We start from the raw sequence: 15,976 nt of genomic DNA, 5'->3' as shown, positions 1-15,976 counted from the left end.
GCTGGAATGACTCGCAGAAAGAAGATGCATGACCGACATTTCCAACGTCCAGCCCGATGCCCGCGCCGACACGCTGATGGATTCGCCCGACCGCGTAGTCGATGCGCGCGAGATGTTCGGCATCGACGTCGACATGAAAATCCCGGCCTTTTCGCAGGCCGATGAGCGCGTGCCCGACCTTGACCCCGCCTATGTGTTCGACCCGGACACGACGCTGGCGATCCTGGCGGGCTTTTCCCACAATCGCCGCGTCATGGTGCAGGGCTATCATGGCACCGGCAAGTCGACCCACATCGAACAGGTCGCCGCGCGCCTGAACTGGCCGTGCATCCGCATCAACCTGGACGCGCATATCAGCCGCATCGACCTGGTCGGCCGCGACGCCATCGTGCTCAAGGACGGCCAGCAGGTCACCGAGTTCAAGGAAGGGCTGCTGCCCTGGTCGCTCCAGCGCCCGGTCGCGCTGGTGTTCGACGAATATGATGCGGGCCGCCCGGACGTGATGTTCGTGATCCAGCGCGTGCTGGAGACGGACGGCAAGATGACGCTGCTCGACCAGAACCGGGTGATTCGCCCCAACCCCTGGTTCCGCCTGTTCGCGACCGCCAACACGGTCGGGCTTGGCGACACGACGGGCCTCTATCATGGCACGCAACAGATCAACCAGGGCCAGATGGACCGGTGGAACCTGGTGGTGGCGCTCAATTACCTGCCCGCCGCGACCGAGGCGCAGGTGGTGCTCGCCAAGTCGGGCGAATATGACCATGCGGGCGGCCGCAAGGAGGTCGAAAACATGATCAAGGTGGCGGAACTGACCCGGCAGGGCTTCGTCAACGGCGACATATCGACCGTGATGTCGCCGCGCACCGTGATCAGCTGGGCGCAGAATGCGCTGATCTTCAAGGATGTGGGCTTTGCCTTCCGCCTGTCGTTCCTCAACAAATGCGACGAGGCGGAGCGCGCGCTGGTGGCGGAATATTATCAGCGGGTGTTCGGCAAGGACCTGCCCGAAAGCGTCGTCGGGCGCGCGTCGTGACCACCGCCGGTCCGCCGGGCAGTCGCGTGCCGCTGGAGCGCGGGTTCAACCTGCGCGATTTCGGCGGCTATGCGACGGCGGACGGCCGCACCGTCAAGCGGGGCATGCTGTACCGGTCGGGCACGATGGCGCTGCTGTCGCCCGCCGACGCCGCGCATCTGCGATCGCTGGGGATCCGCGCGATCTGCGATTTCAGGCGCCGAGAGGAGCGCGCGGCCGAACCGACCGAATGGCATGAGGACGGGGTCGATTATTATTGCCGCGACTATGACGAAACCAGCGGCGTGCTGGCCGAAATGATTCGCACCGATGGCGCCAGCGCGGCGGACATGCGTGCGGTGATGGTCGGCCTGTACCGCGTGATCGCCGCCGACCATGCCGAATCCTATCGCGCGATGTTCGCGCAGATACTGGACGGGCGGCTGCCGATCCTGATCAACTGCGCGGCGGGCAAGGACCGCACCGGCGTGGGTGCGGCGCTGATCCTGGCGGTGCTGGGGGTGCCGCGCGAAACGATCGTCGAGGATTATCTGCTCACCAATGTCCATGCCGACTGGGACTGGCGCCTGGCGCAGGACAATAGCGCGATCGCGCGGGCGCACCGGTCGCGGGGCGCGGCGATCGCCCCCGTATTGACCGCCGACCGTGCCTATATCGAGACGCTGTTCGAAACGCTCGACACCGCGCATGGCGGCATGGACGGCTATATCGCCGACGTGCTGGGCGTGGACGACGGGGCGCGCGCGGCGATCCAGGCCATGCTGCTCGACTGATGGCCGAACGATCGCCCCTCGATGCGTTCAAGGATGTGCTGTCGGGGACGGCGCGGTCGATGGCGCGCGACGCGGAAGTGGAGGTGGGCTATACCGCCGACGCGCCGCATATGGCGGGCAAGGCGATCAAGGTGCCGACCCCCGGACGCGCGCTGCCCGCCGATCAGGTCGCATTGGCGCGCGGGTTCGCCGACGCCAATGCGCTGCGGCTGCGCCATCATGACGTTCGCATGCATGCCGCGTCCGCGCCGGCCGAGGCGGTGGCGCGCGGGGTCTATGACGCGGTCGAGCAGGCGCGGGTCGAGGCGATCGGCTCGCGCCAGATGGACGGCGTGCGCGCCAACCTGAACGAGGCGCTAGCGATGCGGCTCAAGTCCGACCCGATCCGCCGTGCGCGCAACGCCGACGAGGTGCCGCTGTCCACCGCGCTGGCGCTCAAGGTGCGCGAGCGGCTGACCGGGCAGCCTGTTCCCAGGGACATCGCCGCCGGCATGGCGCTGGTCAGCGAATGGATCGAGGACAAGGCCGGGTCCGACCTGGATGCGCTGGGCCTGGCGATCGACGATCAGCGGGCGTTCCAGAAACTGGCGCAGGCGATGCTGGAGCATCTCCAGCTGGTCGATGCCGACATCCCGCCCGCCGCCGACGAAAGCGAAGCGCAGGACGAGGGCGAGGACCAGGACGAGCAGCAGGAAGACGGCGAAAGCGGCGAGGAGGACGCCGGCGACAGCGACATGGATGCGCAGGCGCGGGCCGAGGATACGGGCGGCGAAAGCGAGGACAGCGAGACCGACTATAGCGAGGAGTCCGACGCCGACAGCGAGGATGGCGCGGGCGAGGGCGGCGAGGAGGGCATGATGCCCGTTCGCCCCAACCGGCCGATGTCCGACCTGCCGCCGGGATTCGACTACAAGCCCTATACCGTGCGCCATGACGAAATCGTGACCGCAGGCGACCTGTGCGACGAGGAGGAATTGCTGCGGCTGCGCGGCTTTCTCGACCAGCAGCTGGTGAGCTTGCAGGGCGCCGTCACCAAGCTTGCCAACCGCTTGCAGCGCCGGTTGATGGCGCAGCAGTCGCGCAGCTGGGACTTCGACCAGGAAGAAGGGATGCTCGACGCGGCGCGGCTGGCGCGGATCATCATCGATCCGACCCGGTCGCTAACCTACAAGGTGGAGCGCGATACCGAGTTTCGCGACACGGTGGTGACGCTGCTGATCGACAATTCCGGTTCAATGCGCGGCCGGCCGATCAGCATCGCGGCGATCAGCGCCGACATCATGGCGCGCACGCTGGAACGGTGCGGGGTCAAGACCGAGATATTGGGCTTTACCACGCGGGCGTGGAAGGGCGGGCAGGCGCGCGAGGAATGGCTGGCGGCCGGACGACCGCCGGCGCCGGGGCGGCTGAACGACCTGCGGCATATCGTCTATAAAAAGGCCGACGAGCCGTGGCGGCGGGCGCGCAAGAATCTGGGCCTGATGATGCGCGAAGGGTTGCTGAAGGAAAATATCGACGGCGAGGCGCTGTTGTGGGCGCACAGCCGGCTTCTGGCGCGCAATGAGGAGCGCCGCATCCTGATGGTGATTTCCGACGGCGCGCCGGTCGATGATTCGACCCTGTCGGTCAACAGCGGCACCTATCTGGAGCGCCACTTGCGGCAGGTGATCGACTGGATCGAGAACCGGTCGCCGGTGCAACTGGTCGCGATCGGCATCGGCCATGACGTGACCCGCTATTACAGGCGCGCGGTGACGATCATGGACGCCGAGCAGCTGGGCGGCACGATGGTCGAACAGCTCGCCGGGCTGTTCGATGAGGATTAGGCCATGAGCGTCGCGTTCCGCCGGGAAAGCGACGAAGAGCATCTGGAGCCGACATTCGAGCTGCCGATCCCGCCCGGTCCCAACCGGGTGACGGCACGCGGCCTTGCGTTGACGCAGGCGAAGGTCGCGGCGCTGGAAGCGGCGGTCGCCGCGCAGGATGACGAGGAGGCGCGCAAGACGGTGCAGCGGGCGCTGCGCTACTGGCGCACGCGGCTGGCGACGGCGCAGGTCATGCCGGCGGCCGAGGGCGTGTCGGTATCCTTCGGCGCGCGCGTCACCTATCGGCGGGCCGGGCAGGAGCGGCGGATCGACATCGTCGGCGATGACGAGGCGGAGCCGGCGGCGGGGCGGATCGCCTTTTCCGCGCCGCTCGCCCGCGCGATGATGGGCGCGCAGGCCGGCGAGCAGGTGGATTTCGGCGGCGGCGCGATCGATATCGTCGCGGTCGAGCCGATCCCGCCGGAGGATGACGCCGCCCGGCAATGACCGGACGGCGCCTTGCCCAAGCCGGTCAGCCGTTGCGGCCCGCTTCGAACAGGAACCAGGCGCGCTGTTCGGCCTGGTCGGTCCAGTCGTCGACAATGCCTTCGGTCGCGTTGTCGCCCGCTTGCGTCGCGGCGGTCTTGGCCGCGCGCAGGGCTTCGACGAGTTTCAGATTATCCTCGCGCAATTCCTTGAGCATGTCGGCCGGGCTGACATAGTCGGCGTCATTGTCGACGACGCTCTGGTGCCGGGCGATGTCGCCGATCGAGCGCAGCGTGACGTTGCCGGTCTTGCGCACCCGTTCGGCGATCAGGTCGGTGGTCGCCAGGATCTGCGCCGCCTGCTCGTCGAACATCAGGTGATAGTCGCGAAAATGCGGGCCGGAAACGTGCCAGTGGAAATTCTTGGTCTTGAAATAGAGCGCGAAGCTGTCCGCAAGGACGCCGTTCAGCGCCTGGGCGACGGATTTGGTCGCGTTGCTCCTGAGGTCGGTGGGGGTCTTGAGATCGGGCGCGGTCATATGGGGTCCTCCTGTTTTCGCGTGAAACTGGTTTCGGACATATAATGATCGTCGGTCAATATGGTGCCACGCGATGTTTCGTTCAGACTGACAGAGCGGGTCGATCAGACCAGCGCGAGCGCGGTGAGCGCCAGGACCGCGCCGACCAGCAGCAGCGTGATCGCGCCCCCGATGCGAATCGCGCGCAGCGGCAAGGCGGCGGCGAACTGGTGGCGCAGCAGGATGACGGGCAATTGCGCGACGAAGATGCCGATTGCGCCGCCGATGCCCGCCATCAGCGGATCGGCGGTGCGGGTGGTGATGCCGAGAATCAGGAATTGCGGGCCGTCGCCAAAGCCCAGGATGAACAGGCCGAGCGCGGTCGTGAGGAACGCGCCGATGTTCCACCCGTCGAGCGTATCGGGCTGCTTGACCCGCACCAGCAGGCCGACCCCCAGGAACAGCACCGCAAGCGCCGCGAACAGCGTGCGCGCGTCGGCCCCCAGCATCGGTGCGATGACAGCGCCGGCGGTGGCGGATATGGCGGCATTGGCGATGGCGGCGACGGCCGCGCCGGCGATGACCGCGCGGTTGCGGTTGAAACGGGTCGCGAGCGCGAGCAGCAGCAATTGGCTCTTGTCGCCCATTTCGCCGAGCAGGCAGCCCATAAGGGCGGTCAGCAGGGCGTCCATGCCGGCGGCAGGCGGGTCAGGCGCGCAATTGCGCGGGCGCGGACGCGGCGGCGATGTGGGCCAGCGGCATCGCCGCGGGTTCGATATCGCGCGCCAGCGTTTCGCGCATCAGGTCGAGATAGGACAGGACCACCGGGCCATGGCCGTTGACCGACAGCGCGCTTTCGAGCGTATCGGCAAGGCGTTCGAGCGCGTCGAAATGAAAGGCGCGGGCGGTGTAGCGGATCTGGTCGACCTCGTCATGGATGCGGGGAACCGACAGATGGCCGCCCTGCGCCGCCAGCGCGTCGATACGCTGCATCAGATCGGCCCTGATGGCCAGTTTTGCGTCATGTCTCACGGGATTTCTGCCCCTTGCCATTTTGCCCCGATCACCATCATGCGCCCACAGCGTTAACAGCGCGTAAAGGGTGACCGGAGGCGAAGCGAGGGGCGGCGAACCCTTGACAGCGCCCCGAATCTCGACCATGGGCGGGCGCTGAAACGGGGCGGTTCCGCAAAGGAGCCGCTTTTCTTTATTGTCATCACGACCCAGGGACATAAGGCCATGGCCAAGCCAGCAACCGTCAAGATCCGCCTCGTCAGCACTGCTGACACCGGCTTCTTCTACGTCACCAAGAAGAATCCGCGCACCCAGACCGAAAAGTTCAGCTTCCGCAAATATGACCCCGTCGTGCGCAAGCATGTCGAGTTCAAGGAAGCCAAGATCAAATAAGCCGCAGCGGGCCTTTCGCCCGCGCGCCCGATCGGCTTTCGATATCAGCAAAAGGCCCGTTCCGGCACAGGAACGGGCCTTTTGCTGTTGGTGTTCGATGGAACCGGGTGGAAAGATGCCCCCTTCCCGGACGGGAAGGGTGGCTTTGGGCGACGTCGCCGGTCAGTTGCCGACGGGCGTATTGTCAGTACGGCGCACGACGATGGTCGAGGAACGCGGCCGTTCCCCGGCGACGGGCCAGTTGCCGGTCGGGTGCTGGATGTTGACGAAGAAATTGTTGAGGTCCGGCGTATAGGCGATGCCGGTGATCTCGCAGCCGACCGGGCCGACCAGGAAGCGTTTCGATTCTTTGCTGACCTGATCGACATAGAACATGGCATTATGGCCGAACGCCTGGTCGATGCTGGTGCCGGTCACGCCCGAATTGCCCGGCACGCTATGGTCGGTCTGCACCCACAGCCGGCCCTTGGGGTCGATGCGCAGGCCATCGGGACTGGAGAAGGTGTCGCCCTTGATGTCGCCGACCAGGTTCGCGCCGCCGGCCGACAGCTTGGGATCGCCCGCCAAAAGGAAGATTTCCCAGGTAAAGGTCATGGCGAGCGGCGAATTGCCCTCTTCCTTGAACTTGACGATGTGGCCGTGCAGGTTGGTCGCGCGGGGATTGGGGGGCGATGTCACGCGACGGCCGCTATTGTTGGTGAGCGTGCAGTAGACCGCGCTGTTGTCGGGCGCGACCGTCAGCCATTCCGGGCGGTCCATCAGCGTGCCGCCCGCGACGCGCGCCGCCGACTGGGTGCGGATCAGGACATCGGCCTGGCTGTTGAAATCGACGGTGACAGGCGCGTCGGGCGTGGTTTTCTGGGTGACGGAGGTTCCCGTGTCGGTCGCGCCGGCGACCAGGCCGTTCTGCCCCTGCACCAGGGCGCGCCATTCGCCCGAACCGTCGGGGTTGAAGCGCGCGACATAGAGCGTGCCATAGTCGAGCAGGTCGGTGTTGGAACCGCGATTGCCGGCCGAATAGGCGCGGTCGGGAACGAATTTGTAGATGCAGCCCGGCGTCGTGTCGTCACCCATGTAAAAGGCGACGCGGCGGTCGGCATTGGCCATGAAGGCGACGTTTTCGTGGGAAAAGCGGCCCATGGCGGTGCGCTTGGTCGGCGGGGCCAGTTCCTGATAGGGGTCGATTTCGACCACCCAGCCATAATTGGTTTCGGGCTGGGTCGGGTCGAGATAATTGTCGGTGGTTTCCTCGCAGGTCAGATAGGTGCCCCAGGGGGTGCGGCCCGACGCGCAATTGTTGAGCATGCCCTTGATCGCGCCCGACAGCAGGCCGGCGGCGGGGCCGCCCGCGCGATAGGTGTCGTTGCCGGTGTAGCGCCTGTTATAGGTCGAGCCGGCCTTGACCGCGAATTTGCCGTCCGAACCCCTGGCGACTTCAACGACGCTGATGCCGACGGCGGACAGCGCCAGCGCCTTTTGATCGGCGGTGGCGGTGGCCGCGTCGTAGCTGCCCGCCATCAGGATGTTGAAGTCGGGATATTCGTGGTTGATGGCGAGCAGCCCGCCGCTGTTGGGGCTGGTGCCGGTCAGTTCGAAATATTCCATGCCGTCATGATTGCCGCCGGCCCATTTTTCGGCGTCGGCGGGGGTGGGGAAGCTGCCCGAATAGGCGGTGCCGGTTTCGACCGAATCGCCGGCCTTGAGCAACACGTCGACGGTGTAGCCCGCCGGCACGGTCACGGTGTCGTTCTGGTTGGCGGCAATGGCCGTGAAGGTGACGGCAAAGCTGGGCGCGGGAGCCGGCGTGGGGGTGGGGGTCGGCGCGGGCGCGGGGCTGGCGTCGTCGTCATCGTCGCAGGCGGCGAGCGTGCCGAGCATCGGCAGGACGGACAGGCCCATCAGGCCGTTGCGCAGGATCGAGCGGCGCGACGGGTTGGCGGCGACGATCGCCTCCAGGCTGTCGTCGCTGGTGACCTGCGGCTGAAGGGCGCGGAAGGGCGCGCGTGCGTCGTCGGTGAGATGAGACATGGATGTACCCTTGGCTATGGTTCCCGGCAGTGGCCGGTGCATGTCCGCAGGTGGCAGAGGCGAATGACGCGCGCGGGTAAGGGCGGCGACGATATGATGAAATCGGCGTGACGGATTGAAGTCGGCGTATCGGGCGCGGGGCCGTTGCCGCCCCGGTCAAAGCAGCGCGTTGACCTGTTCGATGAAGCGGACCACCGAGATCGGCTTGGACACATAGGCCTGCGCCCCGGCGCGACGGATGCGATCCTCATCGCCCGCGCCGGCATAGGCGGTGACCGCCATGATCGGGACAGCGCCCAGCGCCGCATCGGCCTTGAGCGATATGATGAGGTCGAGGCCGCTCACATGGGGCAGGTGAATGTCCATGATGACGAGGTCGGGAGCGAAGTCGCGCGCCTGCGGCAGCAGGTCGCGCCCGTCGCGCACCGCCAGCGTTTCATGGCCATGCGCGCGCAGGAGATCGCAAAAAAGTTTGAGATTGAGTTCGTTGTCCTCGACAACGAGCACGCGCTTTGCCACCAGTCACTCGCAATCGGTAAAGATCGAAGGGAGCGCCGGATCGGTTCGCGCCCTTCGTCAGGGAACAGGATCATGCGGCCCCAGGGGCAAAATGGCAAGGGTGCGGACGCGCCCGACCGCAAGGGCGAAGCGGAAACGCTGGCGCTGATGGCGCTGGGCTGGACGCTGGCCGACGCGGCGCGGGCCGACCGGCTGCTGGCGCTGACGGGCCTTGACGCGGACACGTTGCGCGGGGGCATCGGCGACGCTGCGGTGCTGAGCGCGGTGCTGGCGTTCCTGGCCGATCATGAGCCGGACCTGATCGCCTGCGCCGCCGATGTCGGTGCGTCGCCCGAAGCGCTGATCGCCGCGCGCGACGAGTTGACGACATGAGCCGCCCGCTGATCATCACCGATTGCGACGAGGTGCTGTTGCACATGGTCGTGCCGTTCCGCGAATGGCTGGACGAGGTGCATGACGTGCATTTCAGCCTGCACGACCATGATTTCACCGAAGCGTTGCGCCACAAGGACAGCGGCAAGCCGCTGGAGCGTGCGCTGGTGTGGGAATTGCTGACCGGCTTTTTCGACACCGAAATGGGGCGGCAGATGCCGATCGCGGGGGCGATCGACGCGATGGCGCGGCTGTCGGCGGTGGCCGATATCGTCGTGCTGACCAATATCGGCGAGCGGCACCACCAGGGGCGGGTCGCGCAGCTGGCGGGCCATGGCATGCAGCATCCGGTGGTCTGGAACCATGGTCCCAAGGGACCGCCGATCGCGCGCATCGTCGCCGATCGTGACGCGGACGTGGTGATGTTCGTCGACGACCTGGCCGAACATCATGCGTCGGCGGCGCGCGATGCGCCGGGGGTGTGGCGGCTGCACATGGTCGGCGAACCCGAACTGGCGGTCAACATTCCGCCCGCCGCGCACGCCCATGCCCGCATCGACGACTGGGCGAGCGCCGAACAATGGATCATGGCGCGGCTGGCCCACGGGCCGGCGCCGGCGCTGCCACCGGGATGATGGGAGACGGACATGTCGATTGAAGCGCGTATCGCCGAACTGGGCGTCGTCCTGCCGCAGGCGGCGGCGCCGGTGGCGTCCTATGTTCCCGCGGTCGAGGCCGGCGGGCTGCTGCATGTGTCGGGGCAACTGCCCTTTGTCGACGGGCAGCTGATGACCGGGCGGCTGGGCGAGGATCGCGACCTGGACTATGGCGTCGAGGCGGCGCGGCGGTGCGGCATGATGCTGGTGGCGCAGATCAAGGCGGCGCTGGGCGATCTCGACCGGGTCGAGCGCGTGGTGAAGCTGGGCGCATTCATCAACAGCGCGGCGAGCTTTACCGACCAGCCCAGGGTCGCCAATGGCGCGTCGGACCTGATGGTCCAGATATTCGGCGACGCGGGCAAGCATGCGCGCAGCGCGGTCGGCGTGCCGGTGCTGCCGCTGGGCGCGGTCGTCGAGATCGACGCCATCGTCAAGGTGCGCGCCTGACCTTGGGCGCGCATGGCTGACATCGTCGCCCGGATCGCGCAAGGCGTGGGCCAGGTGCCGCGCGACCAGTGGGACGCCTGCGCCGGGACCGGCAATCCGTTCGTCTGCTGGGATTTTCTGAGCGCTCTCGAACGATCGGGCAGCGTCGGACCGGGCACCGGCTGGCAGTCGCTACCGCTGTTGATCGACGGCCCGGACGGGCGGCTGGCGGCGGTCGCACCCGCCTATGCCAAGAGCCACAGCCAGGGCGAATATGTGTTCGACCATCAATGGGCCGACGCCTGGGAGCGGGCCGGGGGCAGCTATTATCCCAAGATTCAGGTCGCCGCGCCCTTTTCCCCCGTGCCGGGGCCGCGCCTGTTGTCGCGGGACGCCGATTGCGGTCCGGCGCTGATCGGCGGGATCGAGGCGCTGGTGGACCAGAACAGGCTGTCGTCGGCGCACGCGACCTTTGTAGAGCGCGATCAGGTGGCGCTGTTCGAGGCGGCGGGCTGGCTGATCCGCGAGGACAGCCAGTTTCACTGGACCAATCGCGGCTATGGCAGCTTTGGCGATTTCCTGGCCGACCTGTCGAGCGCCAGGCGCAAGAATATCCGCAAGGAGCGGGCGCGCGCGGTCGAGGGGCTGGACATCGTCCATTTGACCGGCGCGGCGATCACGCAGGCGCATTGGGACATATTCTGGCAATTCTACCAGGATACCGGCGCACGCAAATGGGGGCGGCCCTATCTGACGCGCGACTTTTTCAGCATGATCGGCGAAACGATGGGCGACAGGCTGTTGCTGATCCTGGCGCTGCGCGGCGGGCGGCCGATTGCGGGTGCGCTCAACCTGATCGGGCGCGAGGCGCTGTACGGGCGCTATTGGGGTTGCGTCGAGGACGTGCCCAACCTGCATTTCGAACTATGCTATTATCAGGCGATCGACGCGGCGATCGCGCGCGGGCTGGGCCGGGTGGAAGCGGGGGCGCAGGGACAGCACAAGCTGGCGCGCGGCTATGCCCCCGAACCGACCTGGTCGGCGCACTATATTCCCGATCCTTCGTTCCGGCGGGCGGTGGCGCAATTTCTGGCGGTCGAGCGGCGCGACGTGCAGCGTAGCCGCGAATGGCTGGCGGAGCATGTGCCGTTCCGCAAGGGTGACGCCTAGCTGCGTAAGACGGCACCGGCCCGCGCCCCCCACCCGGCCTCCCATTCAGGATAGATTGTGGGAGGCCGGGTGGGGGCGCGGGCCGGTGCGGCGCCCATGCAAGTGGATAAAAGCTACGCTGCGCGGGCCTGGCTGGCGGCGATCCAGGCGCGGGCCTGGCGCTGGGCCTCGGCGATTTCGCGCGCCGTCATTTCCTCGGCGATCTCGGCGCGCAGCGCCTGCCCTTCTTCGCTGCCGCCAAGTGCGGCGAGGTTGAACCATTTATGCGCCTCGATCAGGTCGATCGTGACGCCGCCGGTGCCGCAGCTATAGGCGACCCCAAGCTCGAAACAGGCTTGAGCCGATTCGAACGACGCGCCCGTCAGGCGGCTTTCCATCAGGAACTGCGCACTCTTCGCACTGCTGGCCATGACCGTTTCTCCGGTTACGGTTTTCGATGAAGAGCAGAATGGAGCAGCAGGTCATAAAAAATGGTTAACGGCGCGATTACCATGTCGATGCGCCGAACGGCGGGGCGCGGGGGTGGCGTCGGCGGGGCAAAATCCCCATAGGGTTGCATAATGCAACATGATACTGCCCCGCCGGCCAAGCCCGACATCGGTTTTCGCGAATTCGTGGCGCTTTGCGCCGCGCTGATGTCGATGAACGCGCTGTCGATCGATCCGATGCTGCCGGCGCTGCCCGATATCGGCCGGGCGCTCGCCATCGCCAATCCCAATGACCGGCAACTGATCATCACCGTCTATTTCGCGGCGCTGGGGGTGGGTTCGCTGTTGTTTGGCCTGTTGTCGGACCGTTATGGCCGCAAGGCGGTTCTGGCGCCGGCGATGGTCTGCTTCATGGTCGCGACGGTCGGCTGCGCGCTCGCGCAGAGCTTTACCATGCTGCTGGTCAGCAGGGCGGGGGCGGGCTTCTTCGCGGCGGCGAGCCGGATCGTGACCGTCGGCATCGTGCGCGATCGCTTTCGCGGCGATGCGATGGCCCGCGTCATGTCGCTCATCTTTTCCACATTCATCATCGTTCCGGTCCTGGCGCCGAGCTTTGGCCAGGCCATCCTGTGGGTCGCCCCATGGCGCTGGATCTTCGGGGCGCTGGCATTGCTGGCGGGGGGCATTGCCGGGTGGATGCTGTTGCGGATGCCCGAAACGCTGCACCGTCACAATCGCCTGCCGATCAGCCTGGGGGCGGTGAGGGGGACGATCAGCACCATCGTCCTGACGCGCAGTTCGATCGGCTACATGGTCGCGAGCGGGATCGTGATGAGCGGCCTCGTCGGCTTCATCCTGTCGGTCCAGCAGATTTTCTTCGATATTTTCGACGCGGCGCGCATCTTTCCGCTCGCCTTCGCCGCCATCGCCGCGAGCATGGGCGTGGGCAGCCTGGTCAACGGCCGGCTGGTGTCGCGGTTCGGCGCGCGGCGCATGAGCCACGCCGCGCTGGTGGCGCTGATGCTGGTGTCGGGCATGCATGTCCTGGTCGCGACGCGGGGCTGGGAAACGCTGGCCAGCTTCATCCTGCTTCAGTCCGCGACGATGTTGTGCATCGCCTTCACCTTTTCCAACTTCAGCTCAATCTCGCTCGAACCGTTCGCGAAGGGGGCTGGCGTCGCGTCGTCCTTCCAGGCGTTCTTCTCGACATTGATGTCGAGCCTGTTGGGCGGGGCGATAGGGCAGGCGTTCAACGACACCACCATTCCCATGGCGCTGGGCACGCTGCTGTGCGGGGCAGCGGCGCTGGCGATCATATTATGGGCGGAAAGGGGCCGGTTGTTCACCCGACCCGGCCTGGCCAGCGCGCGCGAACCGGTGCCGCCCGCCTGACAGGGCCAGCGGCGCCACGATCACCCATGCCGTCGCGGCAAAGGTTCGTCAGGCGTCCTTGCCGCCCGGCGTCGGCGCGCCGGGCATCGGCGGCACCGGCTGGGGCGGGATGTCGGCGTCGCCTTCATGCGTTGCCACCAGGCCCCTGCCAACATGGCTCTTGCGATAGCCATAGAGGAAATAGACGATCAGGCCGACGACGGCCCAGCCCAGGAACATCAGCTTGGTTTCATTGCCCAGGCTGAAAAACAGATAGACGCAGCCCAGGATCGAGATCGGCGCGGTGATCATCACCGCCGGGGTGCGGAACGGGCGGCGGCGGTCGGGGTCTGTCCGGCGCAGCACCATCACCGCGATCGACACGGCGGCAAAGGCGAACAGGGTGCCCGAGTTGGAGATGTCGGCGAGGATGCCGACCGGGAAGAAGGCGGCGAACAACGCCACGAAGATACCGGTCAGGATGGTGATGACATAGGGCGTCTTGTAGGTCGGGTGGACCTTTGAAAAGACAGAGGGCAACAGGCCGTCGCGGCTCATGACGAAGAAAATCCGGGTCTGGCCGAACATCATCATCAGGATGACCGAGGGCAGCGCGAGTCCCGCGGCCAGGCCCAGCAGGTTGCCGATCTGCGGCCAGCCGATTTCGCGCAGGGTCCAGGCCAGCGCTTCCTTCGAACAGGTGACGGCCTGGGTGCCGGCGGCGGCGAGCGCGGCGCATTGCTGCGAAAGGGCGGTCGATCCGGGCGCCAGGACTTCGCCCGCCGGCCCCGCGACCGGTTGCGCGCCCACGGTGCCGATCACGCCGGTCGCGACCAGCATGTAGAAAATGGTGCAGATGCCGAGCGAGCCGATGAGGCCGATCGGCATGTTACGCTGGGGGTTCTTGGTTTCTTCTGCCGCGGTCGACACGGCGTCGAAGCCGACATAGGCGAAGAAGATCGACGCCGCCGCCGCCGATACGCCGGAAAAGCCAAGCGGCATGAACGGGGTGAATTTTTCCATGTTGATGACCGGCAATGCCAGCACCACGAACAGGCTGAGCGCCGACACCTTGATCGCGACCAGAACGGCGTTGACCGTCGCGCTTTCCTTCGTGCCGATCACCAGCAGCCAGGTGACGAGACCGGCGATCAGCATCGCGGGCAGGTTGACGACGCCGCCGTCATAAGGCCCGCGCGTCAGCATATCGGGGATGTCGATCGCGAAAGTATGTTCGAGCAGCCCGACGACATAGCCCGACCATCCGACCGACACGGCCCCCGCCGCGACCGCATATTCCAGGATCAGCGCCCAGCCGACCATCCAGGCGATCAGTTCGCCCATCACCGCATAGCTATAGGTATAGGCGGACCCAGATACCGGCACCATCGCCGCCATTTCGGCGTAGCACAGCGCCGCCACCGCGCACACGCAACCGGCGATGACGAAGGACAGGATCATGCCCGGTCCGGCCTTCTGCGCGGCCTCTGCCGTCAACACGAAGATGCCGGTGCCGATCACCGCGCCGATGCCCAGCATGGTCAACTGGAAAGCCCCGAGCGAGCGCGTGAGCGACTTCTTCTCGGCTGTCGCCAGAATGGCGTCTAGCGACTTTGCGCGCCCGAATATCATGGAGACCTCTTGTTCCCTTGCAGGATGCGCCCCTGGGCGCACCCTATGCCATGGGCGGGGAGACTATCGCCTATTTCGGCGCGCGCAAGTAAGTTGCTCGCCTATGACAGGAAAGAAGGAAGCGGCGACGTGATAGAGTTGCAAAAGGCACGGGTGCTGGCGGATGTCCGCCATGGCTTCGCCGGGCGTCGGGGCGGGGTGTCGACCGGGCTGTACGCCGGGCTGAACGTGGGCCTGGGGTCGGACGACGACCGCGCCGCTATCCTCGCCAACCGCGATCTGGCGCGCGACGCGCTGTTGCCGGGCGGGGCGCTGGTGACGGTGCGGCAGGTGCATTCGGCCGATGTGGTGACGGTGACGGGGCCGCTGGCGGAGGGGGAGCGGCCCGCCGCCGACGCGCTGGTGACCGACCGGCCGGGGCTGGTGCTGGGCATATTGACCGCCGATTGCGTGCCGGTGCTGTTCGCCGACGCGCAGGTCGGCGTCGTCGGCGCGGCCCATGCCGGGTGGAAGGGCGCGATCGGCGGGGTCACGGACGCGACGATCGCGGCGATGACGGCGCTGGGCGCCGACCGGGGGCGGATCGCCTGTGCGATCGGGCCGTGCATCGGCCGGGCTTCCTATGAGGTGGGGGACGATTTCGCCGCGCGGTTCGAGGCCGACGATGCCGACAATGGCCGATTTTTTTCCGAAGGGCGCGCCGGCCACCGCCAGTTCGACATCGCCGGCTATGTCGCGGCGCGGCTGGCGGCGGCGGGGATCGGCCGGGTCGAGATGCTGGACGAGGATACCTATGGCCAGCCCGAGCGGTTTTTCAGCTATCGCCGCTCCTGCCACCTGGGCGAGCCGGGCTATGGCCGGCAGATTTCGATGATCGCGGCGGGATGATCCGGGCGAGCGGGCCGGTCCCGCCGCCGCGCGCCGGGCGCCGGAAAATGAGAGGGGCCGCCGGGTCGGTGCCCGACGGCCCATCATGTGCATGGTCAGCGGCCGGAAGCGCCGCCCAGGGAAACGGTGTATCGCGCTATCTTTGCCTTGTGACGGCCCCTGCTTGCTGCAACAGGTCCCACGCCGGGGCGCGGGATAGCTCGTCAAATAAGGGTTGGATCGACGCTAAGGCGTCGCTCAGCGGCGCGTTTCCCGATTGGACTTGACCGACCCCATTGCTGAACCATGAGACATCGGATCACCTCCTTTCGCTAGTTGAAGCCCGCGTGACCGACTTCGACCTTAAGCCTTGGATACGGCCACGGATCGAATGTGAATCATCATCGCGCTTCAAACAAGGCTTGTATTAATCTTTTTTGGAATCATACTTCTTCGCTCGCGCCGACGAAACGGAACCGG

General features: G+C 66.6%; 18 protein-coding genes. 11 read left to right on the top strand and 7 right to left on the bottom strand.

Annotation, left to right across the window (positions count from 1 at the left end; translation table 11 throughout):
* Nucleotides 1-28: 28 nt before the first annotated feature.
* Genes cobS through WG908_RS12310 form a run of 4 tightly spaced genes read left to right on the top strand, consistent with a single transcriptional unit; the run spans nt 29 to nt 4,121 of the window.
* Nucleotides 29-1,036: a cobaltochelatase subunit CobS gene (cobS, locus tag WG908_RS12325; RefSeq protein WP_340186888.1), complete on the top strand. Its 1,008-nt coding sequence runs from the start codon at nt 29-31 to the stop codon at nt 1,034-1,036.
* Entirely contained in the window at nt 1,033-1,809 is a 777-nt protein-coding gene (locus tag WG908_RS12320) for a tyrosine-protein phosphatase (protein ID WP_340186887.1), read from the top strand. Before cobS ends, WG908_RS12320 begins: the two co-directional genes overlap by 4 nt.
* Entirely contained in the window at nt 1,809-3,635 is a 1,827-nt protein-coding gene (gene cobT, locus WG908_RS12315; RefSeq protein ID WP_340186886.1) for a cobaltochelatase subunit CobT, read from the top strand. The genes WG908_RS12320 and cobT overlap by 1 nt, the downstream gene beginning before the upstream one ends.
* Nucleotides 3,636-3,638: 3 nt before the next feature.
* On the top strand, nt 3,639-4,121 hold the full coding sequence (locus WG908_RS12310; protein WP_340186885.1) for a GreA/GreB family elongation factor: 483 nt from the start codon (nt 3,639-3,641) through the stop codon (nt 4,119-4,121).
* A 25-nt stretch (nt 4,122-4,146) separates the two neighbouring features.
* On the opposite strand, the gene WG908_RS12305 is transcribed toward WG908_RS12310, so the two are convergent.
* The 3 genes from WG908_RS12305 to WG908_RS12295 form a co-directional block, all read right to left on the bottom strand.
* Nucleotides 4,147-4,638: a Dps family protein gene (locus tag WG908_RS12305; RefSeq protein WP_340186884.1), complete on the bottom strand. Its 492-nt coding sequence runs from the start codon at nt 4,636-4,638 to the stop codon at nt 4,147-4,149.
* Between the two features lie 104 nt (nt 4,639-4,742).
* A complete protein-coding gene (locus tag WG908_RS12300; protein WP_340186883.1) occupies nt 4,743-5,309 on the bottom strand; it encodes a TMEM165/GDT1 family protein in 567 nt (188 codons plus the stop codon).
* Nucleotides 5,310-5,325: 16 nt separating this feature from the next.
* A complete protein-coding gene (locus WG908_RS12295) occupies nt 5,326-5,649 on the bottom strand; it encodes a hypothetical protein (protein ID WP_340186882.1) in 324 nt (107 codons plus the stop codon).
* A 207-nt stretch (nt 5,650-5,856) separates the two neighbouring features.
* Here WG908_RS12295 and rpmG point away from each other — a divergent pair, with 207 nt between their 5' ends.
* On the top strand, nt 5,857-6,024 hold the full coding sequence (gene rpmG, locus WG908_RS12290) for a 50S ribosomal protein L33 (RefSeq protein WP_340186881.1): 168 nt from the start codon (nt 5,857-5,859) through the stop codon (nt 6,022-6,024).
* 162 nt (nt 6,025-6,186) lie between these two features.
* On the opposite strand, the gene WG908_RS12285 is transcribed toward rpmG, so the two are convergent.
* The gene (locus WG908_RS12285) at nt 6,187-8,052 is read right to left on the bottom strand and encodes a PhoX family protein (RefSeq protein ID WP_340186880.1); all 1,866 of its coding nucleotides are present in this window, start codon (nt 8,050-8,052) and stop codon (nt 6,187-6,189) included.
* Between the two features lie 156 nt (nt 8,053-8,208).
* Nucleotides 8,209-8,571 carry a response regulator gene (locus WG908_RS12280; protein WP_340186879.1) on the bottom strand — a complete coding sequence of 121 codons (363 nt, stop codon included), beginning with the start codon at nt 8,569-8,571 and terminating at the stop codon, nt 8,209-8,211.
* Nucleotides 8,572-8,643: 72 nt separating this feature from the next.
* Here WG908_RS12280 and WG908_RS12275 point away from each other — a divergent pair, with 72 nt between their 5' ends.
* From WG908_RS12275 to WG908_RS12260, 4 genes are read left to right on the top strand one after another with little or no spacing between them, the layout of a single operon-like run.
* Nucleotides 8,644-8,943, top strand: a complete 300-nt coding sequence (locus WG908_RS12275) for a DUF3572 domain-containing protein (protein WP_340186878.1) — start codon at nt 8,644-8,646, stop codon at nt 8,941-8,943.
* A complete protein-coding gene (locus WG908_RS12270; protein ID WP_340186877.1) occupies nt 8,940-9,578 on the top strand; it encodes an HAD family hydrolase in 639 nt (212 codons plus the stop codon). Before WG908_RS12275 ends, WG908_RS12270 begins: the two co-directional genes overlap by 4 nt.
* A gap of 12 nt (nt 9,579-9,590) precedes the next feature.
* Entirely contained in the window at nt 9,591-10,049 is a 459-nt protein-coding gene (locus WG908_RS12265) for a RidA family protein (RefSeq protein WP_340186876.1), read from the top strand.
* A 12-nt stretch (nt 10,050-10,061) separates the two neighbouring features.
* Entirely contained in the window at nt 10,062-11,198 is a 1,137-nt protein-coding gene (locus WG908_RS12260) for a GNAT family N-acetyltransferase (RefSeq protein WP_340186875.1), read from the top strand.
* A 113-nt stretch (nt 11,199-11,311) separates the two neighbouring features.
* Here the strand turns inward: WG908_RS12260 and WG908_RS12255 are convergent, their stop codons facing one another.
* A complete protein-coding gene (locus WG908_RS12255; RefSeq protein ID WP_340186874.1) occupies nt 11,312-11,608 on the bottom strand; it encodes an SEL1-like repeat protein in 297 nt (98 codons plus the stop codon).
* A 147-nt stretch (nt 11,609-11,755) separates the two neighbouring features.
* Here WG908_RS12255 and WG908_RS12250 point away from each other — a divergent pair, with 147 nt between their 5' ends.
* Nucleotides 11,756-13,018: a multidrug effflux MFS transporter gene (locus WG908_RS12250; protein ID WP_445326719.1), complete on the top strand. Its 1,263-nt coding sequence runs from the start codon at nt 11,756-11,758 to the stop codon at nt 13,016-13,018.
* A 48-nt stretch (nt 13,019-13,066) separates the two neighbouring features.
* On the opposite strand, the gene WG908_RS12245 is transcribed toward WG908_RS12250, so the two are convergent.
* Entirely contained in the window at nt 13,067-14,629 is a 1,563-nt protein-coding gene (locus WG908_RS12245; RefSeq protein ID WP_340186872.1) for an amino acid permease, read from the bottom strand.
* 129 nt (nt 14,630-14,758) lie between these two features.
* Here WG908_RS12245 and pgeF point away from each other — a divergent pair, with 129 nt between their 5' ends.
* Nucleotides 14,759-15,517, top strand: coding sequence for a peptidoglycan editing factor PgeF (gene pgeF, locus WG908_RS12240; protein WP_340186871.1), 759 nt, complete (start codon nt 14,759-14,761; stop codon nt 15,515-15,517).
* The last annotated feature ends 459 nt before the right edge of the window (nt 15,518-15,976 follow it).

Origin of the sequence: Sphingobium anseongense (genome assembly GCF_037725245.1) — a bacterium.
Classification (GTDB): Bacteria; Pseudomonadota; Alphaproteobacteria; order Sphingomonadales; family Sphingomonadaceae; genus Sphingobium.
The sequence above is the reverse complement of the archived record's forward strand: the minus strand, read 5'-3'. Positions and strand labels throughout refer to the sequence as shown.

What these genes read in the sequence shown, in the direction of transcription:
- cobS (WP_340186888.1), top strand. Translation starts at nt 29, where the DNA reads ATGACCGACATTTCCAACGTCCAGCCCGATGCCCGCGCCGACACGCTG.
- cobT (WP_340186886.1), top strand. Translation starts at nt 1,809, where the DNA reads ATGGCCGAACGATCGCCCCTCGATGCGTTCAAGGATGTGCTGTCGGGG.
- WG908_RS12310 (WP_340186885.1), top strand. Translation starts at nt 3,639, where the DNA reads ATGAGCGTCGCGTTCCGCCGGGAAAGCGACGAAGAGCATCTGGAGCCG.
- WG908_RS12305 (WP_340186884.1), bottom strand. Translation starts at nt 4,638, where the DNA reads ATGACCGCGCCCGATCTCAAGACCCCCACCGACCTCAGGAGCAACGCG.
- WG908_RS12300 (WP_340186883.1), bottom strand. Translation starts at nt 5,309, where the DNA reads ATGGACGCCCTGCTGACCGCCCTTATGGGCTGCCTGCTCGGCGAAATG.
- rpmG (WP_340186881.1), top strand. Translation starts at nt 5,857, where the DNA reads ATGGCCAAGCCAGCAACCGTCAAGATCCGCCTCGTCAGCACTGCTGAC.
- WG908_RS12285 (WP_340186880.1), bottom strand. Translation starts at nt 8,052, where the DNA reads ATGTCTCATCTCACCGACGACGCACGCGCGCCCTTCCGCGCCCTTCAG.
- WG908_RS12275 (WP_340186878.1), top strand. Translation starts at nt 8,644, where the DNA reads ATGCGGCCCCAGGGGCAAAATGGCAAGGGTGCGGACGCGCCCGACCGC.
- WG908_RS12270 (WP_340186877.1), top strand. Translation starts at nt 8,940, where the DNA reads ATGAGCCGCCCGCTGATCATCACCGATTGCGACGAGGTGCTGTTGCAC.
- WG908_RS12265 (WP_340186876.1), top strand. Translation starts at nt 9,591, where the DNA reads ATGTCGATTGAAGCGCGTATCGCCGAACTGGGCGTCGTCCTGCCGCAG.
- WG908_RS12260 (WP_340186875.1), top strand. Translation starts at nt 10,062, where the DNA reads ATGGCTGACATCGTCGCCCGGATCGCGCAAGGCGTGGGCCAGGTGCCG.
- WG908_RS12255 (WP_340186874.1), bottom strand. Translation starts at nt 11,608, where the DNA reads ATGGCCAGCAGTGCGAAGAGTGCGCAGTTCCTGATGGAAAGCCGCCTG.
- WG908_RS12245 (WP_340186872.1), bottom strand. Translation starts at nt 14,629, where the DNA reads ATGATATTCGGGCGCGCAAAGTCGCTAGACGCCATTCTGGCGACAGCC.